Source organism: Kitasatospora sp. A2-31, from assembly GCF_022288725.1.
In the GTDB taxonomy this organism is placed as follows: Bacteria; Actinomycetota; Actinomycetes; order Streptomycetales; family Streptomycetaceae; genus Kitasatospora.
This window is the reverse complement of the sequence record NZ_JAKNTA010000002.1, coordinates 280,265-306,351: the sequence shown is the minus strand read 5'-3', so window position 1 is coordinate 306,351 and position 26,087 is coordinate 280,265. Positions and strand designations below refer to the sequence as shown.

Here is a 26,087-nt window from a genome sequence, read left to right as displayed (position 1 = left end):
CCCCCACCCCCCTCGGCACCATCGCCGAACTCCACATCGGCGGCACCCAACTCGCCCGCGGCTACCTCGGCCGCCCCGCCCTCACCGCCGACCACTTCCGCCCCGACCCCCACACCGACCAACCCGGCGCCCGCCTCTACCGCACCGGCGACCTCACCCGCTGGACCACCGACGGCCACCTCACCTACCACGGCCGCACCGACCACCAGATCAAGATCCGCGGCTACCGCATCGAAACCGGCGAAATCGAAACCCGCCTCCGCGAACACCCCCACATCCACGACGCCGCCGTCACCACCCACCACGACCGCCTCATCGCCTACCTCACCACCACCACCGACACCACCAACCCCCACACCACCACCCAGCACATCCGCGAATGGCTCGCCGAACGACTGCCCGACTACATGGTCCCCACCCTGCTCATCACCCTCGACGAACTCCCCCGCACCGTCGGCGGCAAGACCGACCGCACCCGCCTCCCCGACCCCGACGACCACCGGCCGGACCTCGCCCACGACTACACGCCGCCACGCAACCCCACCGAACAGACCATCGCCGAGGTCTGGCAGGAGGTGCTGCAGCTCGACCGGATCGGCGTCCACGACAACTTCTTCGACCTCGGCGGCCACTCCCTCCTCGCCACCAGGGTCGCCATCCGGATGCGCACCGCGTTCGGCAGCGACATCGGCGTGCGCGCGCTCTTCGACGGGCCGACCGTGGCGCGGCTCGCCACCGCCGTCGAGGAGCAACTGACCCGGGAGATAGCGGCGATGACCGGCGAGGACGTCGCCGAGGCACTGAAGGGGCAGCAGCCATGAGCACGGTGCACGGACTGGTCGAGGCACAGGCCCGCCGCAGTCCCGACGCGGTCGCCCTGGAGTTCGAGGGCGCGGAACTGTCCTACCGGGAGCTGGACCGCCGGGCCAACCGGCTCGCCCACCGCCTGCGCGCCCTCGGCGCGGGGCCGGAGACCGTGGTCGCCGTCGGGGCGCAACGCTCCCCCGAGCTGGTCGTGGCCCTGCTCGGCATCCTCAAGAGCGGTGCGGCGTACCTGCCGTTGGACCTGGAGCTGCCGGTCGACCGGCTCGCCTCGATGGTCGGCCGGGCCGGCCCGGTCGCCCTGGTCCGCGGTCCCGGCATGGACCTGGACCTCGGCCGGCCGGAGCTGCCCGAGGTCGTCCTGGCCGGCGTCGTCGAGCAGCCGGCGGCGGCCCACGGGGACTCCGGCGCGGCCGCCGGGGACTCCGACGCCGCCGACGGCCCGTGCGGCGTGGTCGTCGACGAGCGGAACGCCGCCTACGTGATGTACACCTCCGGCTCCACCGGACAGCCCAAGGGCGTGGTGGTCGAGCACCGCGGCGTGTGCAACCGGCTGCGCTGGGGCCAGCACGAGTACGGGATGACTGCCGACGAACGGGTCCTCCAGAAGACCCCCTACGCCTTCGACGTGTCGGTGTGGGAGCTGTTCTGGCCGCTCACCGTCGGCGCGCGGCTGGTGATCGCCCGGCCCGGCGGGCACCGGGACGGCGAGTACATCGTCGAGCTGATCCAGCGGCGCGCCGTCACCACCGTCCACTTCATCCCCACCATGCTCGGCCTGTTCGCCGGCGAGCGCGGGGTCGAGGAGTGCCGCAGCCTGCGCCGTGTCCTGACCAGCGGCGAGGAGCTGCCCACCGATCTCCAGAACCGGGTGCTGCGGCTGCTGCCCCACATCGAACTGCACAACCTGTACGGCCCCACCGAGGCGTCCATCGAGGTCAGCGCCTGGCAGTGCCGGCCCGAGTGGCCGGGCCCGTCGGTGCCGATCGGTGCGGCCGTCGCGAACACCCGGCTGCACATCCTCGACCCGCAGCTGCGCCCCGTCCCGGACGACGGCAGCGGCGAGCTGTTCCTGGCCGGCGTCCAGCTCGCCCGGGGCTACCTCGGGCAGCCGAGCCTCACCGCCGAGCGCTTCCTGCCCGACCCGTACGGGGAACCGGGCGGACGGATGTACCGCAGCGGGGACCTGGCGCGCTGGCACCGGCCCGGCGTGGTCGAGTACCTGGGCCGGACCGACGACCAGCTCAAGCTGGGCGGCAACCGTGTCGAGCTGGGCGAGATCCAGGCCGTGCTGCACGACCAGCCGGGCGTGCGGGCGGCCGTGGTGGTGGCCGCCGGTTCGGCCGCCGAGCGGCGGATCGTCGCGTACGCCGTCGGCGAGGGCCTCGACCCCGCGGACCTGCGCGAGGGGCTGGCGGCCCGGCTGCCCGGCTACATGGTCCCGTCCGCCTTCGTCCTCCTGGACGCGCTGCCGCTGACACCCAGCGGCAAGCTCGACCGCAAGGCCCTGCCCGCCCCGGACCGGCCCGAACTCGCCACCGCGTACCGGACGCCGGAGAGCGGGCTCCAGGAGCGGCTGGCGGCGGTCTGGGCCTCGGTCTTCAGCCTCGAACGGATCGGCGCCGACGACGACTTCTTCGCCCTCGGCGGCCAGTCGCTGCTCGCGGTGCGGCTGATCGCCCGGCTGCGCGAGGAGCTGGGCGCCGACCTCTCCCTGCGCGACCTGTTCGAGGGGCCGACCGTCGCCGCACTCGCCGCCGCGCTCGAGCGCGCGGGCACCGGCCCCGCCCGGCCGGCACTCACCCGGGGCGGCGACGACCAGCCGGTGGTCGCCTCGTTCGGCCAGGAGCGGCTGCTGTTCCTGCACCAGCTGCACGACGACGGTGCGAACTACGTCATCCCGATCGCCTGGCGGGTGCACGGCCGGCTCGACGCGGCCGTCCTGCGCGACGCGCTGGAGCGCCTGGCGGCCCGGCACGACGCCCTGCGCACGCGCTTCCCCGGCGCGGACCGCCCGCCCGTCATCGCCCCCGGGCCCGTCGTGGACCTGCGCCTGGCCGACTCCGAGGGGTGGGAGGAGGAGATCGCCGCCGAGCTGCGCCGGCCGTTCGACCTCGCCGCGGGCCCGGCCTGGCGGGCCCTGCTGCTGCGCCTCCCCGGGCACGACGTCCTGCTGCTGGTGCTGCACCACCTGGTCGCCGACGGCTGGTCACTGGGCATCGTCGCGCGCGAGCTGGGCGAGCTGTACGCCGGGGGCACTCCGCCGCTGCCGCCGGTGGGCTACGCGGACTTCGCCCGCCGCCAGCGCGCCGACCTGACCCCGGAGCGGCTGGCCGCCCTGCTGGAGTGGTGGCGCGGCGCACTGGCCGGCGTCCCGGTCCTGGAGCTGCCCACCGACCGGCCCCGGCCGGCGGTCCTGGGCACCGACGGGGCCACCCACCGCTTCGACCTGCCGCAGGACGCGTTGCGCGCGCTGGACCGGTACGCCCGGGACGGCTCCACCACCCTGCACACCCTGCTGCTGGCGGCCTTCCAGGTGCTGCTGGGCCGGTGGAGCGGGCAGCGCGACTTCGCCGTCGGCACGGCGGCCGCCGGCCGCTCCTACGCCGAGGTGGAGGACGTCGTCGGCTTCTTCGCCAACACCCTTGCCGTGCGGGCCGACCTCGACGGCGACCCCACCCTCCCCGATCTGCTCCGCCGGGTCCGGGAGGCCGTCCTCGGCGCGTACGACCACCAGGACGTGCCGTTCGAGCGCGTGGTGGAGGAGCTGCGGCCGGACCGCGACCTCAGCCGCAACCCGGTGTTCCAGACCATGTTCGCGCTCCGCGACGCCACCGCGGCGCTGCGGCTGCCCGGACTGGCCGCCGAGGAGATCCCGCTCGGCTGGCGGACCGCCAAGTTCGACCTCACCCTCTTCGTCGACCGGGCCGCCGACGGCACCTGCACCGGTCTGATCGAGTACGCGACGGACCTGTTCGACCCCGCCACCGTGGAGCGGCTCGCCGCCGGCTACCACCGGCTGCTGCTGGCGTTCGCCGCGGACCCCGGCGGGCGGCTCGGCGACTGGGACCTGCTCGGCCCCGAGGAGGCGGCCCGGCTGGTGGCGGCCGGCACCGCCCCCACTCCCCCGATCGAACCGCTCGCCCTGCACCGGCTGATCGCCGCCCGGGCCGCCGCGCACGGTGACCGCCCGGCCGTGGTGGACGGCACCGCCGTCTGGACGTACGCCGACCTCGACCGGCGGGCCAACCGGCTCGCCCACCACCTGATCGCCCTCGGTGCCGGCCCGGAGACCGTGGTGGCGGTCAGCCTGCCCCGCGGCGCGGAGCTGGTGGCGGCGCAGCTCGCGGTGCTCAAGGCCGGCGCCGCCTACCTGCCCCTGGACGCCGACCAGCCGGTGGAACGCAGCCGTCACCTGACCGGGGAGAGCGGCGCGCTGCTGCTCGTCACCTCCGGCGGGCGGCCCGACCTTGACTCCCTGGGCTGCCGGGTGGTCGACCTCGCCCGCGACGCCGCCGGGATCGGCCGGCGGCCCGCCACCGCGCCCGGGGCGGCGGCCGACCCGGAGAACCTCGCCTTCCTCGTCTACACCTCGGGCTCCACCGGGCGGCCCAAGGGCGTCGCCATCAGCCACCGGGCGCTGGTGCGCACCGTGCGCGCGGGCAGCCACCTCGCCCTCGGACCGGACGACCGGGTGGCCTTCGCGGCCAGCCCGGTGTTCGACGCGGCGACCTTCGAGGTCTGGGCCACCCTGGTCGCCGGGGCGGCCCTGGTGGTCACCCCGCCGGACGTGGTGCTGTCGCCGGACGCCCTGGCCGCGCACCTGGACCGGCACGGCGTCACCACCCTGTTCCTCACCACCGCGCTGTTCAACCAGGTCGTCCGGGAGCGGCCCCGGGCGCTCGCGGCCCTGCGGACGGTGCTCTTCGGCGGCGAGGCCGCCGATCCGTCGGCGGTGGGCGCCCTGCTCGCCGGTCCGGGCCCCGACCGGCTGCTGCACATGTACGGGCCGGCCGAGTCGACCACCTTCGCCACCTGGCACCGGGTGGACGACCGTGACCGCGGTGCCGGCGGGGTGCCGATCGGCCGCCCGGTGGACAACACCACCGCGTACGTGGTCGACGAACGGCTGCGGCCGGTGCCCGTCGGGGTGGTCGGGGAGCTGCTGCTCGGCGGCGCCGGCCTGGCCCGCGGGTACGCGGGGGCGCCGGGCCGCACCGCCGAGCGGTTCCTGCCCGACCCGTTCGGGCCCCCCGGCGGCCGCGTCTACCGCACGGGCGACCTGGTGCGCTGGGACGCCCGGGGCCGGCTGGAGTTCGTCGGCCGGGCCGACGGGCAGGTCAAGGTCCGCGGGTTCCGGGTGGAGCCGGCCGAGGTCGAGGGTGCGGTGCGCCGTCACCCGGCGGTGCGGGACACCGTGGTGGTGGCCCGGCCCGACCGCAGCGGCGCCCTCGCGCTGGTCGCCTACGTGGTCGGCGACCGCACCGGGCTGGACGGGCTGTCCGGGTTCCTCGGCGAGCAGCTGCCGGCGTACCTCGTGCCGTCCGCCGTGGTGGTGCTCGACGAACTTCCGCTCACCCGAAACGGCAAGGTGGACCGGGCCGCCCTCCCCGCGCCGGCCCGCACCCCGGCCGTACGCGGCCGCCGCCCGGCCCCCGGGCTGGAGCAGCAGCTCGCCGCCGTCTGGTCGGAGGTGCTGGGCGTCGACGACCCCGGCGCGGACGACGACTTCTTCGCCCTCGGCGGGCACTCGCTGCTCGCCATCAAGGTGGTCGGCGCGGTGGCCGAACGGACCGGCCGGCAACTGACCTTCCGGGACCTCTTCACCGCCCGCACCGTCGCCGGGCTGGCCCGGCTGCTCGCCGCCACCGCTCCCGCCGAGGACACCCCGATCCTCCGGGGCACCGGCGACACCGGGCTGCCGGCCTCCTTCGGACAGGAGCGCCTGGTGTTCCTGGACCGCCTGGAGGGCGCCGGCGCCGCCTACACCGTCCCGGTGGCCTGGCGGCTGACCGGGCCGCTGGACCACGGCCGGCTGGCCGCCGCCCTCGACGCCCTGGTGGACCGGCACGAGGTGCTGCGCACCCGGTTCTCCCTGGCCGACGGCGTGGTGTCGCAGGACATCCGCCCCGGCTGGCCCGGTGTGGAGCTGCGGGCGGCCCGGTCGGTCGCCGAGGCCGAGCGGGCGGTGCGGGACGAGGCCCGGGTGCCCTTCGACCTCGTCGGCGGGCCGCTGTTCCGGGCCGTGCTCTGGCGCGTCGGCGCGGACGAGCACGTGCTGCTGCTGGCGATGCACCACACCGTCTCCGACGGCTGGTCGGTCGGGCTGCTGGTCCGCGACCTCCAGGCCTGCCACGACGGCGCCGAGCCGCCCCGCCCCGCGGTGCGCTACGCCGACTTCGCGCGCTGGCAGCGCGAGCGGCTCGGCGGCGAGGGGTCGGCCGCGGAACTCGCCCACTGGCGGGAGCGGCTGGCCGGGCTGCCGGCCCTGGAGCTGCCCACCGACCGGCCCCGCCCGGCCGTCCGCACCGGCGCCGGCGGGTCGGTGGAGTTCACCGTGGGCCCCGAGCTGACGGCGCGTCTGGAGGAACTGGGCCGGGAGCACGGCGCGACCCTGTTCATGACCCTGCTGGCCGCCTACCAGGTGCTGCTCGGGCGCTGGAGCGGGCAACGGGACTTCGGCGTCGGCACCCCGGTCGCCGGCCGCGGCCGTCCCGAGGTCCGCGACGTGGTGGGCTTCTTCCTCAACACCCTGGTGCTGCGGGCCGACCTCGCCGGCGACCCGTCCTTCGCCGAGCTGCTCGGCCGGGTCCGCGCGGACGCCCTCGACGCGTACGAGCACCAGGACGTCCCGTTCGGACGCCTGGTGGAGGAGCTGCACCCGGAGCGGGAGCTCAACCGCTCCCCGCTGTTCCAGGCCCTGTTCAGCTTCAACGACTGGAACGTGGACACCCTGCGGCTCGGCCCCGCCACCGGCACCGCCGTGCCCGTCGACCGGGGGGCCGCCAAGCTGGACCTCACCCTGGAGCTCGTGCACGGCCCCGACGGGCTGGCCGGCACCCTCGACTTCACCACCGACATCCTGGACGCGGCCACGGTCGGGCGGATGGCACAGGCGTACACCGGGATCCTGCGGGAGGCCGTCGTCGCCCCCGCCACCCGCATCGGCGACCTGCTGCCGACGCCGCCCCGGCCGGGCGCCCTGCCGCGGACCGCGCCGAGGCGCCCGCTGCTGGAGCGGATCGCCGATCACGCCCGGACCACCCCGGACGCGACGGCCGTGGTCAGCGGGGACGTCCGGATCGGCTACGCCGAGCTGGACCGGCGGGCCAACCGGCTCGCCCACCACCTGGTCGCCCTCGGCGTCGGTCCGGAGACCCGGGTCGGGCTGCGGCTGCGCCGGGGTGCCGACACCGTGGTCGCGGTCCTCGGCGTCTGGAAGGCCGGCGGCGCGTTCGTCGCGCTCGACCCCGACCTGCCCGAGGCCCGGACCACCCGGATCTCCCAGGACGCGGGGATCCTGCTGGTGGTCGACGAGGCCACCCTGGCCGACCCCGCGCTGGAGCGCCGCCCGGACACCGCCCCCGACACCGCCCCGGCGCCCGACGGGCTCGCCTACGTGGTCTACACCTCGGGCTCCTCAGGGACACCGAAGGGCGTGCTGGCCTGCTTCGACACCGTCACCGCCTACCTCGACACCGTGCTCGCCCACTACCGGCTGAGCTCCGCGGACGTCGTCCTGCAGCGGGCCTCGCCCTCCTTCGACGCCTTCCTGCGCGACTGCATCGGCCCGCTCACCGTCGGCGCGACCGTGCTGATGGCCGGCCAGTCCGACCTGTCCGGCCTGGCGGACGACCTCGCCGGCGAGGGCAAGCCCGTCCCGACGGCCGTGCTGAGCATGGTGCCGTCGCTCCTGCACCAGCTGATCGACGGCGGCGACCTCACCCCCGCGAACCTGCCGGCGCTGCGCCTGCTGGTGCTCAGCGGAGAGCCCTGCACCCCGGAGCTGCTGGCCCGGCTGCACCGCGCACTGCCGGGGCTGCGCCGGGTGGTCAACCACTACGGACCGACCGAGTGCACGCTGACCACCACGGTCGAGGACCTCGACCCGGCGGTGCCGGCCCGGACCGTCTCCATCGGCCGGCCGATGCCGGGCACCGGCGTACAGGTGCTGGACGCCGCGCTGCGTCCGGTGCCGACCGGCGTGTTCGGAGAGCTGTACATCGGCGGCTCCGGTCCCACCCGCGGCTACCACGGCCGGCCGGGCCAGACCGCGGCGGCCTTCGTCCCCGACCCCTTCGGCGCGCCCGGTGCCCGGATGTACCGCACCGGCGACCGCGGCCGCTGGCTGGCCGACGGCTCCCTGGAGTTCGCCGGGCGGCTGGACCGCCAGGTGAAGGTCCGGGGCGTGCGGATCGAGCCCGCCGAGGTGGAGGCGGCCCTGGCCGCGCACCCCGGTGTGGGCGCGGCGGCCGTGGTCGCCCGCCCCGACGGAGCGAACGGCTGGCGGCTCACCGGCTACGCCCAGCAGGCGCCGGGCTCCCCGGTGACGGTCTCCGCACTGCGCGCCCACCTGGAGGCCGTCCTGCCGTACGCGATGGTGCCCGCCGCCCTGGTGGTCCTGGACGCCCTGCCGCTGCTCGGCAACGGCAAGGTGGACCGGGCCGCGTTGCCGGAGCCGGTCACCGTCGGCGGTGCCGCGCACGTCGCTCCGCGCACCGACACCGAGAAGGCCCTCGCCGAGGTGTGGGCCGAACTGCTCCACCGGCCGGACATCGGGGTCGAGGACGACTTCTTCGACCTCGGCGGCCACTCCCTGACCGCCATGCGGGTGATCTCCCGGCTGCGGTCACGACTCGACGCCACGGTCACGCTCCGCGCCTTCTTCGAGGCCCGGACCATCGCCGGGCTCGCCCGGAAGCTGGAGGAGAACGCATGAACGACCTCTCCCCCGTTCAGCGGGAGCTGCTGCGCCGGCGGCTGGCGGGGCTGGCCGCCCCCGGCCCGGACGCGGACGCGATGACACCGGTCGCCGGCACCGGGGACCTGCCGGTGTCGTTCGGTCAGGAGCGCCTGGTCTTCCTGGACCGGCTGGAGGGACCGGGCCCGGCGTACACCATCCCGGTGGCCTGGCGGCTGACCGGACCGCTGGACCGCGCACGGCTGGCAGCCGCCTTCGACCGGGTGGTGGACCGGCACGAGCCGCTGCGCACCCGGTTCACCGTGACCGACGGCGCCGTGCGCCAGCACGTGGACCCCGGCTGGCCCGGCGTCGACTGGCGCGGGGAGATCCCCGCCGGGGAGCTCGCCCGGGCCGTCCGGGAAGCCGCCGACGAGCCCTTCGACCTGACGACCGGCCCGGTCCTGCGGGTCACCGTCTGGCGGCTCGCCGAGGAGGAGCACGTGGTGCTGGTGGCGGTGCACCACATCGCCGCCGACGGTTGGTCGATGGGCGTCCTGGTGCGCGAGCTGGAGGCCTGCTACGTCGGCGACCCGCTGCCCGAACCCCCCGTCCGGTACGCCGACTTCGCCGCCTGGCAACGCCGTAGTGCGGCCGGGCACGGGCAGGCCGACCGGCCGGACCGCTGGCGCGGACGGCTGGCGGGGCTGCCGCCGCTGGAGCTGCCCACCGACCGCCCCCGCCCGGCCGGGCGCTCCACCGCGGGCGCGGTCCGCGAGTTCGCGCTGGCGCCGGAGCTGGTGGCCGGCCTGGAAGGGCTCGGCCGCCGGCACGGGGCGACGCTGTTCATGACCCTGCTGGCCGGGTTCGAGGTCCTGCTGTCCCGCTGGAGCGGCCAGGGTGACTTCGCCGTCGGCACCCCGGTCGCCGGGCGCAGCCGCCCCGAGGTGGAGCGGCTGATCGGATTCTTCGTCAACACCTCGGTCCTGCGGGCCGACCTCTCCGGGGACCCGTCCTTCGGCGAGGTCCTGGACCGGGTCCGCGCGGACGCCCTCGACGCGTACGAGGACCAGGACGTCCCGTTCGAGCGGATCGTCGACGAGCTCGCCCCCGACCGGGAGCTGCACCGCACCCCGCTGTTCCAGGCCATGTTCAGCCTGGACGACGACGCCGACGACCGCCCGGTCCGGCTCGCCGGGCTGACCGGCACCCGCTACGACCTGGACCTGGAGGCCGTCAAGTTCGACCTGGTGCTCCAGGCCGCCCGCCGGCCCGAGGGGGTGGTCGCCGCCTTCTTCCACCGGGCGGACCTGTGGAGCCCGCAGACCGTACGGCGCTGGGCGGAGCAGTACGTGCACCTGCTGGAGCAGGCGCTCGCGCACCCGGACACCCCGCTGTCGGCGCTGGAGCTGCTGCCGCAGGAGGAGCGGCGCCGGCTGGCGGCCTGGGCGGCCCCGGAGCGCTCGTACGGCGGCGACGACCTGCTCCACCGGCGCTTCGAACGGTACGCGGCGGCGCAGCCGGACGCGCTCGCGGTGGTCGCCGGGGGCGAGCGGCTCGGCTACGCGGCCCTGAACCGGCGGGCCAACCGGCTCGCCCACCGGCTGCGCGCCGCCGGCGTCGGCCCCGAGACGGTGGTCGGGCTCTGCGTGGAGCGCGACGCCGACCTGGCGGTGGGGATCCTCGGCATCCTCAAGGCCGGCGGCGCGTACCTGCCGTTGGATCCGGAGCACCCGCGCGAGCGCCTGGCGTACGTGGCGGCGGACGCGGGCGTCGCGCTGGCGGTGGTCTCGCCCGGCCTCGGCGACCGCGTGCCGGCCGGGGTCGGCGTGCAGCTGCGGCTGGACGACCCGGCGCTGGACGCCGAACCGGACCGGGACCCGGAGCCGCTCGGCGACGCCGACGGGCTGGCGTACATCATCCACACCTCCGGCTCCACCGGCCGTCCCAAGGGTGTCTGCGTCCCGCACCGGCAGGTGGTCCGGCTGCTGGACGCCTGCGAGGAGGCGCTGGAGCTGGCCCCGGGCGGGGTCTGGAGCCTGTTCCACTCGTACGCCTTCGACTTCTCGGTCTGGGAGCTGTGGGGCGCGCTGGCCCGGGGCGGCAGCGTGGTGCTGGTCGACCGGGACACCGCGAGGGACCCGGGCCGGTTCGCCGCGCTGGTCGAGGCCGAGCGGGTCTCGGTGCTCAGTCAGACGCCCGGCGCCTTCCGCAACCTGCGCGCCGCCCTCGCCGGGCGGCCGCTGGCCGCGCTCGGCGTGCGGACCGTGGTGCTCGGCGGGGAGAAGCTGGACCTGCCCGAGCTGGACGGCTGGCTGGACGGCCCGGGCGCCGGGGTCCGGCTGGTCAACATGTACGGCATCACGGAGACCACGGTGCACGTCACCCACCACACCGTCACCTCCGCGGACCTCGCGGGCGCGGCACTCTCGCCCATCGGTCGCGCCCTGGGCGACCTGAGCGTCCACGTGCTGGACCGGCACCTGCGGCCGGTCCCGGCCGGTGTGGTCGGCGAGCTGTACGTGGGCGGCGCCGGACCGGCCCGCGGCTACCTCGGCCGTCCCGGGCTGACCGCGGAGCGCTTCGTCCCCGACCCGTTCGGCACCCGGCCGGGGGCCCGGCTCTACCGCACCGGCGACCGCGCCCGCCGGCTGCCCGACGGGACCCTGGAGTACCGGGGCCGCGCCGACGACCAGGTGAAGATCCGCGGCCACCGGATCGAGCTCGGCGAGGTGGAGGCCGCGCTGCTGGGCCACCCGGCCGTCGAGCAGGCCGCCGTGGTGGCCCGGGGGACGCGCAGCGGCGAGTACCGGTTGCACGCCTACCTCGTCCCCGGCGGCGCCCTGGACCGGGACGAGCTGCGGCGCCGGCTGCTCGACCGGCTGCCCGAACCGATGGTGCCGGCGTCGTTCACGGTGCTCGCGGCGATGCCGCTGACCGCCAACGGCAAGGTCGACCGCCGGGCGCTGCCGGCGGCCGAGGGCACCGGCCTGGACAGCGTCCGGCGGCACGTCCCGCCGGCCACCCCGACCGAACGGGCACTCGCCGGGGTGTGGTGCACGGCGCTCGGCGTGGAACGGGTCGGTGTCACCGACCGCTTCTTCGACCTCGGCGGGGACTCGATCCTGGCGCTGCGCGTGGTGGGCCTGGCGGAGCAGCAGGGGCTGACGGTGGCGCTGCGCGACGTCTTCGCCCACCAGGGGCTGGGCGAGCTGGCCCACGCCGTGGACGAGGCCGCCGCGCGGGCGCGCGCGGCGGACGCCTCCGGGCGGGACGTGCCGGCGGGGGCCGGACCGGTGGAGCCCTTCGCCCTGCTGTCTGCGGCGGACCGTGAGCGGCTGCCCGCCGGGCTGGTGGACGCGTACCCGCTGACCCGGATGCAGCAGGGCATGCTCTACGAACTGCTCGCCGACGCGGGCAAGGGCGCGTACCACAACGTGACCAGCTTCCGGATCCAGGAGCCCGCCGGGTTCGACGCCGGGGCGATGCGCGACGCCGCCCGGGCGGTGGTGCGCCGGTACGAGATCCTGCGGACCGGCTTCGACTGGAGCGGGTACGACGAACCGTTGCAACTGGTCCACCCGTCGGCCGAGTTGCCCGTGGGGGTGGACGACCTGCGGGGCCTGGACGAGGACGCCGGGTCGGAGCGGGTCCGCGAGTACCTGCGCGCCGAGGCGGGGCGCTGGTTCGAGCTGGCGGTACCGCCGCTGATCCGGCTCCACGTGCACGTGCTGAACGAGACCGAGTACCGGCTCACCATCACCGACTGCCACGCGGTCCTGGACGGCTGGAGCCTCACCTCGCTGATCGCCGAGCTGGTCGAGCGGCACCGCCGGGCCCGCGCGGGGGGCGACCCCGCGAGCGGCGCGGCGGGGGCGGCCGGCGCGACCGAGGTGACCGGGGCGGCCGGCGCGACCGGGGCGGACCCGCTGGACGGGCCGCCGGTGCCCGCCTTCGCCGAGTACGTGGCGCTGGAGCGCGCCGCGGTCGCCGACCCCGCCGCCCGGGCGTTCTGGGACGCCATGGTGGAGGCCTTCCCACCGGTGCGCCTGCCGCGCGCCGCCGGCGGCGACCTGGCGGACAAGTCCACCTGCGAGGCGCTGCGCTCCTACGGACACCTGCGGTCCGGCATCGACGCGCTCGCCGCCCGGGCCGGGGTGCCCCGCCGGACGGTGCTGTTCACCGCCTACTACCACCTGATGCGCCGGCTCGCCGACGGCGACGCCTACTCGACCGGGATGGCCACCAACGGCCGCCCCGAACGGGCCGGGGCGGACGGCATGCGCGGCGTGTTCCTCAACGTGGTGCCCTTCGGCACGCACTCCGCCGCGACCAGCTGGCTCGGCCTGCTGCGGGACGTCTTCGCCGCCGAGCAGGAGGTGATCCCCCACCGCCGCTTCCCGCTGGCCGAGCTGCAGAGCGGCCGGTGGGCCGGTGAGGTGCTGGTGGACACCGCCTTCAACTACGTGCACTTCCACGGCCTGGGCAGCGAGCACAAGGAGGACATCGAGGAGATCGCCCGGACCAACTTCGGACTGATGGTCACCACCGGCCCGACGGGCGTCTCGTTCGAGGCCGACGCCGGCCGGATGTCCCGGGGCGAGGTGGAACGGCTCGCCGACACGTACTGCGCGCTGCTCGCCACGATGGTCGCCGACCCGGAGGCGGCCCCGGGCCTGCCCGACGAGGCACAGGACCTCCGCCCGGTGCAGGACGCCGCCGCGGCGCGGGACGACCGCAGCGTGGTGGCGCTGTTCCAGGAGCGGGCGGCCGCGCACCCCGACCGGGTGGCGCTGGCCACGGCCGACGGCCGCACGATCACCTACGCCGGGCTACGGGCGCGCGCCGACCGGATCGCCCGGCGGCTGCGGCGCCACGGCGCCGGACCCGGCCGGGTGGTCGGGTTGTGCGCGGAACGCTCCGCCGAGCTGGTGGCCGGCATGCTCGGGATCCTCGGGTCCGGCGCCGCCTACCTGCCGCTGGACCCCCGCGACCCGGCCCTGCGCCTCGACCGGATGGTCGCGGAGACCGGCGCGGACGTGGTGCTCGTCCAGCCCGCGTGGCGCGAGGTCGTGCCCGAGCGGGTGGGCACGGTGCTGAGCCTGGCCGAGGGCGACACCGAGGCGGACCTCCCCGACGGCGGCCTCCCCGACGGCGACCACCTCGATGCGGATCGCCTCGATGGCGACCGCTTCGATGGGGACCGCCTCGCCCCGCCCGACGCCGACAGTGCGGCCTGCGTCCTCTACACCTCCGGCTCCACCGGCCGCCCCAAGGGCATCGCACTGCCGCACCGCGCCGTCGTCGACTCCCTCGTCGCCCAGGACTTCGTGCGCCTGGACGAACACGAGACGGTCCTGCACCTGAGCAGCGTCAGCTGGGACGCAGCCGTCTTCGAGATCCTGGGACCGCTGCTGACCGGCGGCACCTGCGCGCTCCACCCGGCCGAACCGCTCACCCCGGCCGGCATCGCCGCCTCGCTGAAGCGGCACGGCGTCACCACCGCCTTCCTCACCACCACGCTGCTCAACCTGGTCGTCGAACAGGACCCGGACGCGCTGGCCGGCCTGCGCCAGCTGATCACCGGCGGCGAGGCCGCCTCCCCGGCCCACCTGCGCGAACTGCGCACCCGCCTGCCCGCCCTGCACCTGATCAACGCGTACGGCCCGGTGGAGTGCACCTTCATCGTCACCCGGCACGACGTGCGCACCGTCGCCCCCGACGCGGTCGCCGTCCCGATCGGCCGGCCGCTGGCCCGGACGACCGTCCTGGTCCTCGACGAGGCGCTGCGCCCCGTCCCGACCGGGGTGTCCGGGGAGATCCTCGTCGGCGGGGACTGCCTGGCCCTCGGATACGTCGGCCAGCCCGGTCTGACCGCGGAGCGGTTCGTCCCCGACCCGGCCGGCCACGGTCGGCGGCTCTACCGCACCGGCGACCGGGGGCGCCTGCGCGCGGACGGCGAGCTGGAGTTCGGCGGACGGCTGGACGGCCAGGTGAAGATCCGCGGCCGCCGGATCGAACCGGGCGAGATCGAGGCCGTCCTGACCTCGCACCCGGCCGTCGCGGCCGCCGCCGCCCTCGCCCGCACCGACCGGCCGGGCGACGCCGTCCTGGTGGCGTACCTGGTCCCGGCGGCGGGGTCCGCCCTGCCCACCACCGCCGAGCTGCGCCGCTGGCTGCGCGACCGCCTCCCGGCCTACCTGGTGCCGACGGCGCTGGTGCCGCTGGCCTCGCTGCCGGTGACCGCGAACGGCAAGCTCGACCGCGCGGCCCTGCCCGCGCCGGACGGGCTGGTCGAACCGGAGCACCCGTACGTGGGGCCGCGCACCGAGGCCGAGACCACGCTGGCCAAGCTCTGGGCCGAGATCCTGCGGCTGGACCGGGTCGGGGTGCACGACGACTTCTTCGACCTCGGCGGCAACTCGCTGACCACCGTCCGGGTCGCCGCCCGGGCCTGCGACCTCGGCCTCCCGGTCGGGGTGGCCGACCTGCTGGAGAACCCCACCGTGGCCGCGCTGGCCGCCGCCGTCACCGCCCGGATCCAGGCCGGCCCGGACGGCGCGGCGGGGCTCGCGGGCGCCGCCGCCCCGGCACGGCGCCGGGAGGGCGAGGTGCTGGTCGTGCTCCGCGAGGGCAGCGGGAACCCGCTGTACTGCGTGCACCCGAGCGGCGGCAGCGTCGCCTGGTACCTCCCGCTCGCCAAGGCCCTGCCGCCCGGCAGGCCGGTGATCGGCCTGCAGGCCCGGGGCCTCGACGGCGGCACCGACGCGGACACGATGCAGGCCCTGGCCGAGGACTACGTCCGACAGCTGCGGGCCCACCGGCCACACGGCCCGTACGCGCTGCTCGGGTGGTCGATGGGGGGCAACATCGCCCAGGAGATGGCCATCCAGCTCACGGCCGCGGGCGAGCGGGTCGAGGTGCTGCTGCTGTTGGAGCCCGCCGTACCCGACGAGGACGGCATGTTCGCCGTCACCGAGGCGCTCGACCTGCTCGACCGCGCGGTCGCCCTGCGCGAGGCGGTCCGGGGGCTGTCCCCCGGCACCCCGGCCAGGCTCAGCCAGGAGCGGGAGCTGGTGGCGACCCTTCTCGCCGCCGGGGTCAACGAGGCGGAGGCCCGCCTGGGCTCCGACTGGCCGGTGGCGATGTGGACGGCCCTGCTGCGCGCCGCGGCCGGCTACCGCCCCGAGCCCTACCGGGGCCCGGTGCACCTGCTGGTCAGCGCCGAGGCCGTCGACGCCGCCCCGGAGCGGAGGTCCGTCGCCGCCGGCGAGGGCTACCCCGCGTACGAGCGGCGCTGCCGGGAGCTGTTCCCCGGCGCGCTGACCGTCCACCACCTGCCCGGCACCCACCGGAGCATGGTCGCCGACCCGGACGTGGCCGCCGTCGCCGCCATCGCCGCCGACCTGATGGAGAGCATGCCGTGACCGCCACCGACCGGGCCCTCGACCCCTACCTGCTGGACGACGAGGTCGTCGCCGACCCGTTCCCCCGCCTCGCCCGGCTGCGCGAGGCCGCGCCCGTGCACTGGAGCCCGGCCAACCGGGCCTGGCTGGTGACCGGCTACGACCAGGTGGCCGCGTGCTTCGCGGAGCCCGCGGTGTCCGCCGACCGGATCACCCCGGTGCTGGCCCAGACGCCCCTACACCTGCTCGGCCCGGAGGCCGCCCGCGCCTTCCGGATCATGGCCGGATGGATGGTGTTCGTCGACCCGCCCGAGCACCGCCGGCTGCGCAGCGTCTTCCGGGGCGCCTTCGGCCCCGGGCAGATCCGGCGCAACCGCCCGATGGTGCAGGAGGCGGTGGCCCGGCTGACCGCCGCGGCCGGCGCCGGCGGCCCGGTCACCGACCTGGTGGCCGACTTCGCCCGCCCGCTGCCCGCCACCGTCGCGGCGGCCTGGATGGGCGTGCCGCCCGAGGACACCGCGGACTTCCAGCGCTGGGCGATCCAGGTGGGCGACCTCGCCCTCGGCTCGGTGCAGTCGCCGGAGGAGACCGAGAACTCCCACCGGGCCCTGCTGGACCTCTTCGGCTACCTGCGCCGGCTGGTCCGCAGGCGCCGCGAGGAGCCGGGCGCCGACCTGATCAGCGCGGCCCTGGCCGGCGGTCTGGTGGGCGAGGAGGTCGGCGAGGACGAGTTCGTCGCCATGCTCACCCACATCGCGTTCGCGGGCGGCGAGACCACCAGCAACCTGATCGCCGTCGGTGTGTGGAACCTGCTGCGCCGACCCGACCAGCTCGAACGGCTGCGCGCGGACCCCGAGTCGGCGCGCGGCGCCGTGGAGGAACTGCTGCGCTTCGACGGGCCCTCCAAGCTGTCGGTCCGCCAGGTCGCGGCCGACTTCGCCCTGGGCGACCGCACGCTGCGGGCCGGTGACCGGCTCTACCTGGTCACCGCGGCCGCCAACCGGGACCCGTCCAGGTTCGACCGCCCCGACGAGCTGGACATCGGCCGCTCCCCCAATCCGCACCTCGGGTTCGGCCACGGCGAGCACTTCTGCCTGGGCGCGCCGCTGGCCCGCCTGGTCGCCGGAGCCGCGCTCACCGACCTGCTGGCGGCCTCGCCGCACCTCGCCCTGGCCGGCCACGAGGTCAGCTGGCAGCCCTCGCTGCTCAACCGCAGTCTCCGGTCGCTGCCGGTCCGGCTCTAGGCCGGCCGCCCACCGACCCCCCGTCACCTGACGCCCGCCACACCGGACACCGACAGCCAACGCCCGACACAGCCCGACACCCAACACCAAACACCAAACACCCGACACCCGACACCAAACACCCGACACCCGACACCAGACACCCGACACCAGACACCAGAAGGGACCACCGAGATGTCCGACACCGAGGACGACACCGTCTACCAGGTCGTGGTGAACCACGAGGAGCAGTACTCCATCTGGGCCGCGGGCCGCGAGCTGCCCACCGGCTGGACGGCCACCGGCTTCGAGGGCGTCAAGAGCGCCTGCCTGGCCCACATCGACGAGGTGTGGACGGACATGCGCCCGCTGAGCCTGCGGCTGCGGATGGCCGCGGCCGAGCGCTCCTGACACCCCGCACCTGACGAATCCGCACCCGGGGCCGCCGCACCGACGCGACGGCCCCGGGCCCGCGCGGCCCCAGGCGCCCGGCGGCCGAAGGGGCTCCGGGCATCCACGAGAAACACGAGAAAGCAGGACAGAGCGTGAGGTGGTGGTGATGAAGGTCTACTCCCACGAGCGGCTGGAGCGGCTGGCCGCCGAGCGGGGCATGCCCGCGGAGTACCTGCACGAACTGCGGGTGGTCTCCTCGGTCCTACCGTTCAAGGTCAACCAGTACGTCGTGGACGAGCTGGTGGACTGGTCCGCCGTCCCCGACGACCCGATCTTCCGGCTCACCTTCCCGCACCGGGACATGCTGCCGCCGGACATGTTCGACACCCTGTCGGCACTCCACCTGGCCGCCGCCTCCCCGGCCGTGATCCGCAAGGCCGCGCGCGCGGCCCACGCCCAGCTCAACCCCAACCCGGGCGCCCAGGTGGACGCGAACGTGCCGGTCCACGAGGGCGGCCCCCTGGCCGGCGTGCAGCACAAGTACGCCGAGACGGTCCTGGTCTTCCCCTCGCAGGGGCAGACCTGCCACTCCTACTGCGGGTACTGCTTCCGCTGGTCCCAGTTCGTCGGCAACGCCGACATCCGGCAGGCGGCGTCCGACGTCTCCCGGGTGGTCTCCTACCTGGCCGCCAGCCCCTCGGTGACCGACGTCCTCTTCACCGGCGGCGACCCCATGATCATGAGCGCCACGGTGCTGGACCGGTGGGTGAGCCCGCTGCTCGCCCCGGAGCTGGAGCACGTCCGGACGATCCGCTTCGGGACCAAGGCGCTGTCCTACTGGCCCGCCCGCTTCACCACCGACCAGGACGCCGACGACATGCTCCGGCTGTTCGACCGCATCGTGGCCGCCGGCCGGCACGTGGCGGTGATGGCCCACTTCTCCCACGTCCGCGAACTGGAACACCCCGAGGTCGGGGAGGCGATCCGGCGCATCCGGGCCACCGGGGCGGTGATCCGGGCCCAGGCGCCGGTCATCGCGCACGTCAACGACCGGGCCGAGGACTGGTCCGCGATGTGGCAGCGGCTCGTCGAACTCGGCGTGGTGCCCTACTACATGTTCGTCGAGCGCGACACGGGCGCCCGCAACTACTTCGGCGTCCCGCTGACCCGGGCCCTGCAGATCTACACGGACTCCGTGCGGGGCGTCTCCGGCCTGGCCCGCAGCGCCCGGGGGCCGGTGATGTCGGCCGCCCCCGGCAAGGTGCTCATCGACGCCGTCACCGACATCGGCGGTACCGAGGTGTTCTCGCTGCGGCTGCTCCAGGCCCGTGACGCACGGCAGGTGGGCCGCCAGTTCTTCGCCCACCACGACCCGGCCGCCGAGTGGTTCGACGACCTGCGGCCGGCCCTCGGCTCCTGGTGGCCCCGGTGACGCCGTCCGTCCCGCCCGCCTCGTGCGCCCCGGCCCTCCCGTCCGCCCCGGCCCTCCGGTCCGTCCCGGCCCGCCCTGGTTCCGAGGCACCCGCTCGCCGAACCCGACGTGCTCCGAAAGCGAGGCAGTAGTGCGGCCGACCACCGAGGACACCGTCCCCGCCGCCGGGACCGAGCCACCGACCGGTCTCTGGCGCAACCGCGCCTTCAACCTGCTCTGGACCAGCCAGTGCCTCTCGGACCTCGGCAGCGCCATGGCCAACCTGGCCCTGCCGCTGCTGGTGCTCCAGCTCACGGGCTCGCCCACTCAGGCTGGCCTGGTCGGCACCACCGCCCTGGTCGCCGGCATGGTCTGCCGGCTGCCGGCCGGCGTCCTGGCCGACCGCTTCGACCGGCGGCGGCTGATGGTGCTCTGCGACGTCCTGCGGGCCGCCGCCTACGGCGCGCTCGGCGCCGCCGTGCTCGCCGACGCCGCCGGCATGGTGATGGTGCTGGTGCTGGTGGTCGTCGGCGCCGCCGCCAACGCCGTGTTCAGCACCGCCGAGCACGCGGCGGTACGCAACCTGGTCCGTCCCGACCAGCTCTCCGACGCGGTCGCCCGCAACGAGGCGCGCTCGTACGGGACGCAGCTGGCCGGCCCGCCGCTGGGCGGTCTTCTGTTCGGGCTGGGCCGGTCGCTGCCGTTCCTCGGCAACGCGGTGAGCCACCTGCTCTCGCTGGCCGCCCTGCTGGCGATCCGCGAGCCGATGCAGGAGCCGCGGAAGGAGACGGCCGAGTCCTCCGGCGCGGCGGCCGGCGCCGAGGGCCTGCGGTTCGTCCTGGCCAACCCCTTCCTGCGCGCCCTGCTGCTGATCGCCGCCCCGCTCAACATGGCGTTCACGGGCATGATCTTCGCGATCATCGTCTCGCTCCAGCGCTCCGGCACCTCGTCCTACCTGGTCGGCCTGGCGAGCACGATCTTCGCGGTGGGCGGCTTCCTCGGCGCCTTCGCCGCCCCCTCCGTCCAGCGCCGGCTGCGGCTGCCGACCCTGATCCTGGTGCTCAGCTGGGCCACCGCCGCGCTGATGGCCGCCAGCGCACTCTTCTCCACCAGCGTGCTGGCCGCCGTGCCGCTGGCCGCCGCCGTCTTCCTCGGCCCCACCGCCAACGCGGCCCTCTTCGGCTACCAGGCGGCCATCACCCCGGACCACCTCCAGGGCCGCGTCTTCAGCGTCGTCATCCTGGCCGCCACCTCCGCCGCGGCGCTGGCCCCCGCCCTGGCGGGCCTTCTGCTGGACCACTTGTCCAGCGCGGCGGCGATGCTGGTCTTCGCCCTGATCGTCTCCATCGGCGCCGTCACCGCCACCTTCAGCACCGGCATCAGGTCGATGTCCACCGAGCCCTGACCCCCGTCCGACCCGTGCAGGCGCCGGGCGCACCGGTCGGTGAGCACCCTCCCACACCTCGACGGAGCCGGCCCACACCTCGACGGAGCCGGCCCGCCCCCGAACCGGGCCGCGGGCCGGCCCTTCGTCATTCACCTGAGGCGAACCGGATTTCCGGGCGGGCCCAGGACCGCGGCCGGGAGTGGCCGCCGGTCGCACCGGTTGCGACGCCGCTTGGAGCGGCGCAGCCCGGCCGGGGCCCTGCGGAACGAGGGGGTGTTCCCAAGGCCCCGACCGGTGGGGAGGCACGCCGCACCGGGCCCTGGCGCGGCTGCTCTGCTCAGCAGCCCGGCAAGGGGAGTGGTGGGACTGCTGTGACCGGAATGCTAGACCCCTGGATCCGCGGCGACCAGGGCTTTGACCTGCCGTCTTTCGGCCGCGAACATGCCATCCACGGCGCCCGGGCCGGGGGGCGTTCAGCGACGGACCCGCCTCGTGACGGCGCTCCTCGGACTGCCCGGCGGGCTGACCGACGTCCGGGAACCTCACGGGCCTTCATCGGCAGCCGTCCGCGGTAGTGCGTCGCCTCCGCGGCGAGGCACTCCTGGAGCCGGACGACCGGGAGGCGCCGGCCGAAGCCCTTCCTGCCGGGGAGTTAGGGAAGCACGGGATCACGAGGCTCGCAGGGTGGCGAGGGCGGTGCGAAGGAGGAAGGCCTCGGCGCGGTCCCAGGGCCAGCCGTTCTCGGCGACCAGGGTGCGCCAGCCGCCCGGGCCGAACCAGAACCACAGGAGGTCCGCCGTCTCCTCCTCCGGCCAGGCGAGCGGCGCCAGGCCGTGCAGATGGCCCGCCGCGGCGCGAAGGGCGGCACGGTAGTCGGCGGTGGCGCGCTCCCACAGGGCCTCGCCGTCCTCGTGCGACGGCAGTGCCTTGTGGATCGCCTCGTGGACGGTGAACATGCCTTCGTTCCCCGCCCGGGTGCCGTGGGCCAGTGCCCGGAGAACGGCCTCCGGCTCCTGTTCGGCGAGCACGGTACGCATCGCCTGCTCGTAGCCGGAGGCCCGCACGGCCGTGTCCACGATCTCATTGAGGATGTCGCCCTTGCTCCCGGCGCTCGCGAAGACGGCCTTCGAGGAGACGCCCGCCTCGGCGGCGATGTCCGCGACGGTCACCCGCCCGTAGCCGCGTTCGGCGAACAGCCGGGTCGCCGACCGGAGGATCTGCGCACGCGTCTGGGCAGCGGCTTCCTCCCGGCGGGGTGAGACGTACTTGCGTTTGGTCGGCACGAGGCCAGCCTAGCCGCAGAAATGCTCGACCTATTCAATAGGCGATGTGTAACCTGAATATCCGTCAGGGCGGCGACCGGGCCGCCCGCGCATGCCCGAGAGGAACCGAACCCCATGGCGATGTCAGCCGAGGACGCGGCCCGCGGACTCTTCACGGTCCTGGCGACCGGAGACGGGACGCTGGCCGCAGCAGTCGTGCACGAGGACTTCACCAACCGCGAGGCGGTCGTCTCCCCCGCCGCGTCCTCGCTCCCCGGACCGGCGGGCGTGCTGGCCTCGGGCGCTTGGCTGCGCTCCGCCTTCTCCGACCTGCGCTTTCCCGTCACCGACCTCGCCCACGACGGCGACCAGGTGTGGATACGGCTGCACATGCAGGGCCGGCACACCGGCCCCTTCGTCCACTACCGCGACGGCGAGCTCCTCCAGGCGATCCCGCCCACGGGAGCCGAGATCGACTCCGAGCAGGTCCACGTGCTGCACCTGCGCGACGGCAAGGTCGTCCGGCACGAGGCGGTCCGCGACGACCTCGCCCTGCTCGGGCAGCTCGGCATCGTTCCTCCCGGCCCCACCGCCCAGAGCATCCGGGACTGGCACGACTCCGGACACGCCGCGCGCGCCGCAACGCAGATCGCCGAAGCGGCCGAACGGGCGGCAGCCACCGCTCGCTAGCACGCCCCCGCCGGGGAAGCGCCGGGCAAGCCGGGTGACCACCACCCGATCCTCCGCCCCGGAGGCGGGGCGGAGGATCGGAGAGGTGACACTTCATCAAGCCACCCGACACAGTGAGGAACAGATGACCGACACCCCCGCGTCCTTCCGGCTCCACCCCGGCTCGCCCGACTCCCCCGTGATCCTGCACGTCCCGCACTCCGCCCGCGCCATACCCACCGACGTCCGCGCCGGGATCGTCCCGGACGACCGGGCGCTCGCACGGGAGCTGGACCACATCACCGACGCGCACACGGCCGAGATCGCCGCCGGGGCGGCGGCAGCAGCACGCCTCACACCCTGGCGGTTCGTCAACCGGCTCTCACGTCTGGTCGTCGACCCCGAGCGGTTCCCCGACGAGCGCGAGGAGATGCTGGCCGCCGGGATGGGGGCGGTCTACACCCGGACCACCCACCGCGAGGAGCTCCGCCCGGCCGGCTTCGACGGACGGCCGCTGCTGGATCGTTACTTCCACCCGTACGCCGCGGCGGTGACGGCCGCCGTCGCGCAGCGCATCGAAGCGGTCGGGCGCGCGGTGATCGTCGACGTCCACTCCTACCCGACGAAGGCCCTGCCGTACGAGCTCCACGGCGACGGCCCCCGGCCGCCGATCTGCCTCGGCACGGACCCCTTCCACACGCCCGCCGCCCTCGTCGAGGCGGCGCAGCAGGCGTTCGGGGGCTTCGGCGGCACCGGCCTCGACAGCCCCTTCGCGGGAACGTACGTGCCCCTGCGGTACTACGGGAAGGCCGCGAACGTCAGCGCGCTCATGGTGGAGATCCGCCGTGACCTCTACATGGCCGAGCCCGGAGGCCCGGCCGGCCCCGGGCTCGGCGCTCTGGCGGACGCCCTGGCCGACCTCGTCGACCGCGTGTCCGCCTGACGGCATTCCGGTCGGCCGGCAAGGCCCCCGGCCGACCGGCGGCCGGGGGCATCCGAGGCCGTCGGCTCGCCAGAGGCCGTGTGGCCGTCCGGGCCGTCCGGGCCGTCCGGGCCGTGCAGACCGTCAGTCGACCGCGACGGTGTTCTGGGCGGCGCCGATGCGCCAGGTGCCGTCCTCCTTGACCAGGATGTAGAAGGGGCGACCCTCGGGCCGGTCGGCGATCCGGGCCCCGTCGTGGCGCACCGGCTGCTGGCGCACGTTCACCGCGGCGACGTCGGGGCGCAGGAACAGCACGCGTTCGACGTCGTAGACCGCGGTGGACTCGGCCGCCGCGCCGGGCAGGACCTTGCGGGTGAAGGCCGCGATCTCCTCGAAGCCCGACAGGCGCTTGCCGTGGCCGGTGGTCCACACCGGGTCCTGGCGGCGGAAGACGCTCAGGAACCGGTCGACCAGCTCGTTGTGCTGGGCGTGCTCGACCTCGGCCACCAGGTGGCGGATCGCCGCGACCTCGGCGTCGGTCTGCGGCCCGGGGGGAGCGCCGAACACCTCGACGGGGCGGTAGGAGCCGGCGACCAGCTCGGTCACCACGCCCGGCCGCTGCGGGCGCCAGCCCAGCACCGCACGGGCGGCGGCGCCGCTGACGCTCTGGTCGAGGGCGAGCGCGTCCGCGAACAGCGGGCCGAAGACCTCGGCGGCCTGCGCCACCGGCACCGGGTGCGGGGCGGCGAGCACGCCGGCCGCGCGGCCGGCGGCCCGGGCCACCTCCCGGACCGGGACGGCCGACTCGCCCACCCCGTGCCACAGGGTGCCGGCCTCGGCCCGCTCGACGGCGGCCACGAACAGGTCGGCCAGGTCGTCCACGTGGACGGTCGGCCAGCGCACCCCCTCCTCGCCGTAGTACTCGGGCACCCCCTGCGCACGGGCCCGGTCGACCAGGATCGCCGGGATGCCGCCGCCGCGGCCGTACACGATGCCGGGCCGCACGACGACCGCGCGCACCCCCTCGGCCGCCTCGGCCAGCACCCGCTGCTCGATCCGCGGGCGGTAACCGACGATGTCGATCGGGCGCGTCGGCGCCCGCTCGTCGACCTCCTGGGCCCCGCCGGTGGCGCCGAGCACCCAGACACCGCTGGTGTAGACGAAGGGACGGCCGGTGCCGCGCAGCGGAGCGGCGAGCGCCTCGACCACGGCGGTGTCGACGTCGACGTCCCCGCTCGGGGGCGCCAGATGGATCACGGCCTCGATGTCCGGAGTGACCACGCCCGCCAACGACCCCGGATCGGCGGTGTCACCGACCAACCGGGCGTGCCACCCCCGGCCCGGCCCCGACTCGGCACCCCGGATCAGCGCCACGACCTGGTGACCGGCGGCAGCGAGATGGTCGGTGACGGCCGAACCGATGTACCCGGTAGCACCGGTGAGCAGAACCTTCATGACGTTCCCGTCTTGAGGAACGAGACATGACGTCTCGTTCGAGGACATGGTGACTTGCTTCGAACCGGCGCAGTGCGCGCAGGGGTTCGTCTCAGATCGATCATCCGCCCGGCGGGGCCCGCGAGCCGGCGCGAGTGCCTGCGGGCAGCCTGCCCGGGTGGCCCCAAGCCTCCCGTGCGGGCCGTGTCCGGATCAACGCAGGCTTTGTGCGTTGATCGATAACTCGATGGTTATCGGAGTGGTTCGGAGCAGTCGGAGCAGAAGGCCGGTTCGGCGAAACGTCAGGGCGCCGTCACCGACCTCGCAGCGGCACCGACCGCCAAGGTGCGCCGGAGTCCGGCACGTTGCTTCCCTCGGGGTGGCTCGGCTTGAGCGGCGGGGAACGACGGTCGCCCAGCTCGGCGGCAGGCGCCGGGTGGAGGGTAGGTGCGCGACAGGTGTCGCGGACGGCGGCGGATGGTCTCCCTCAGGACCTGCGCAAGGATCTGTCCAGGACGGTCATGAGTCGGGCAGCACGGCTCTTGCCGGTCGGGGCGAGGGGGTACCGGTTGAGGACATCGATCAGGACCGGTGTGGCGCGCTGTCGGGCCTGCTCGATCAGCTCGAGCCCGACGGCGGGATCACCGCCTGCGTTCAGTTCCCCCACGAGCGCCGCGCTTGCAGCGGCTCGCAGGATGTGGCCTACCTGGGTGGCTTTCGCAATCGGATGCAGGTAGGCCGCAGCGGCGGCATCGCCGGCGGCGCGCGCGGCGAGCCGTTCGGCTTCGGTGGTCACTTCCTTCGCCGCGCGGTGGGCGTCCAAGGAGGTGACGCGCTGGAGCCTGCTCCTTCTCGCGCCGTTCACGAACTCCCATGCGGCGTCGACGGCTGCACGAGGTCGAGGATCGCCGGGGTTGGCGGCCTCGAACACAGGAAGGACCTCCTCAGCGCTCTCCGCGGCGTAGCGTGCGACAACGCGCAGCTCATCCATGGTCAGCTGGAAGTCCCCACCTACGGTCGTCACGGCTCCGATTCTTTCACCGATCAACCGCCTGAAGCCCCGGTATCCGGACGAACGGAAATCGACGAGGGAGGCCGGCACCACAGCGCAGAGCGGTTGCGGGCCGGGCCCGGGGAGTCACGGCTCGTGTCGCCCTCCGATTGACCGGCCTACGGACCAGGGGTCGGGTAGCTTGCCTGGAGCGCCGTCCGTGCCTCCGGGCTGCCCGGTCGACGCCGAACCGGTGCCGCCGCAGAG

12 protein-coding genes are annotated in these 26,087 nt (G+C 75.2%); 9 read left to right on the top strand and 3 right to left on the bottom strand.

All coding sequences use genetic code 11. The annotated features are described in order from the left end of the window. The 7 genes from MCM47_RS06215 to MCM47_RS06185 all read left to right on the top strand — a co-directional run. Positions 1–821: phosphopantetheine-binding protein (locus tag MCM47_RS06215; protein ID WP_238859317.1), on the top strand; the 821-nt coding region annotated here is incomplete at its 5' end. Beyond that, on the top strand, positions 818–8,761 hold the full coding sequence (locus MCM47_RS06210) for a non-ribosomal peptide synthetase (RefSeq protein WP_238859316.1): 7,944 nt from the start codon (positions 818–820) through the stop codon (positions 8,759–8,761). The genes MCM47_RS06215 and MCM47_RS06210, both read left to right, overlap by 4 nt. Further along, positions 8,758–16,149, top strand: a complete 7,392-nt coding sequence (locus tag MCM47_RS06205; RefSeq protein ID WP_238859315.1) for a non-ribosomal peptide synthetase — start codon at positions 8,758–8,760, stop codon at positions 16,147–16,149. Before MCM47_RS06210 ends, MCM47_RS06205 begins: the two co-directional genes overlap by 4 nt. Beyond that, positions 16,146–17,372, top strand: coding sequence for a cytochrome P450 (locus MCM47_RS06200; protein ID WP_238859314.1), 1,227 nt, complete (start codon positions 16,146–16,148; stop codon positions 17,370–17,372). The genes MCM47_RS06205 and MCM47_RS06200 overlap by 4 nt, the downstream gene beginning before the upstream one ends. Before the next feature lie 174 nt (positions 17,373–17,546). Beyond that, entirely contained in the window at positions 17,547–17,762 is a 216-nt protein-coding gene (locus MCM47_RS06195) for an MbtH family NRPS accessory protein (RefSeq protein WP_238859312.1), read from the top strand. 148 nt (positions 17,763–17,910) lie between these two features. Continuing rightward, on the top strand, positions 17,911–19,176 hold the full coding sequence (locus tag MCM47_RS06190) for a KamA family radical SAM protein (RefSeq protein WP_238859310.1): 1,266 nt from the start codon (positions 17,911–17,913) through the stop codon (positions 19,174–19,176). Positions 19,177–19,306: 130 nt separating this feature from the next. Further along, complete coding sequence (locus tag MCM47_RS06185) at positions 19,307–20,560, top strand: MFS transporter (protein WP_238859308.1); 1,254 nt, start codon at positions 19,307–19,309, stop codon at positions 20,558–20,560. A gap of 650 nt (positions 20,561–21,210) precedes the next feature. On the opposite strand, the gene MCM47_RS06180 is transcribed toward MCM47_RS06185, so the two are convergent. Beyond that, positions 21,211–21,825, bottom strand: coding sequence for a TetR/AcrR family transcriptional regulator (locus MCM47_RS06180; RefSeq protein ID WP_238859306.1), 615 nt, complete (start codon positions 21,823–21,825; stop codon positions 21,211–21,213). A 114-nt stretch (positions 21,826–21,939) separates the two neighbouring features. Here MCM47_RS06180 and MCM47_RS06175 point away from each other — a divergent pair, with 114 nt between their 5' ends. Both MCM47_RS06175 and MCM47_RS06170 read left to right on the top strand, forming a co-directional pair. After that, a complete protein-coding gene (locus MCM47_RS06175; RefSeq protein WP_238859303.1) occupies positions 21,940–22,494 on the top strand; it encodes an ester cyclase in 555 nt (184 codons plus the stop codon). A 124-nt stretch (positions 22,495–22,618) separates the two neighbouring features. Beyond that, positions 22,619–23,416: an N-formylglutamate amidohydrolase gene (locus MCM47_RS06170; RefSeq protein WP_238859301.1), complete on the top strand. Its 798-nt coding sequence runs from the start codon at positions 22,619–22,621 to the stop codon at positions 23,414–23,416. A 123-nt stretch (positions 23,417–23,539) separates the two neighbouring features. On the opposite strand, the gene MCM47_RS06165 is transcribed toward MCM47_RS06170, so the two are convergent. Together MCM47_RS06165 and MCM47_RS06160 are read right to left on the bottom strand one after the other, a co-directional pair. After that, complete coding sequence (locus tag MCM47_RS06165) at positions 23,540–24,850, bottom strand: SgcJ/EcaC family oxidoreductase (RefSeq protein ID WP_238859299.1); 1,311 nt, start codon at positions 24,848–24,850, stop codon at positions 23,540–23,542. Positions 24,851–25,316: 466 nt separating this feature from the next. Next, positions 25,317–25,853: a putative immunity protein gene (locus MCM47_RS06160; protein ID WP_238859297.1), complete on the bottom strand. Its 537-nt coding sequence runs from the start codon at positions 25,851–25,853 to the stop codon at positions 25,317–25,319. Positions 25,854–26,087: the final 234 nt, after the last annotated feature.

Excerpts from the sequence above, each read along its gene's own strand:
- MCM47_RS06210 (WP_238859316.1), top strand. The coding sequence starts at position 818 with ATGAGCACGGTGCACGGACTGGTCGAGGCACAGGCCCGCCGCAGTCCC.
- MCM47_RS06205 (WP_238859315.1), top strand. The coding sequence starts at position 8,758 with ATGAACGACCTCTCCCCCGTTCAGCGGGAGCTGCTGCGCCGGCGGCTG.
- MCM47_RS06195 (WP_238859312.1), top strand. The coding sequence starts at position 17,547 with ATGTCCGACACCGAGGACGACACCGTCTACCAGGTCGTGGTGAACCAC.
- MCM47_RS06190 (WP_238859310.1), top strand. The coding sequence starts at position 17,911 with ATGAAGGTCTACTCCCACGAGCGGCTGGAGCGGCTGGCCGCCGAGCGG.
- MCM47_RS06175 (WP_238859303.1), top strand. The coding sequence starts at position 21,940 with ATGGCGATGTCAGCCGAGGACGCGGCCCGCGGACTCTTCACGGTCCTG.
- MCM47_RS06170 (WP_238859301.1), top strand. The coding sequence starts at position 22,619 with ATGACCGACACCCCCGCGTCCTTCCGGCTCCACCCCGGCTCGCCCGAC.
- MCM47_RS06165 (WP_238859299.1), bottom strand. The coding sequence starts at position 24,850 with ATGAAGGTTCTGCTCACCGGTGCTACCGGGTACATCGGTTCGGCCGTC.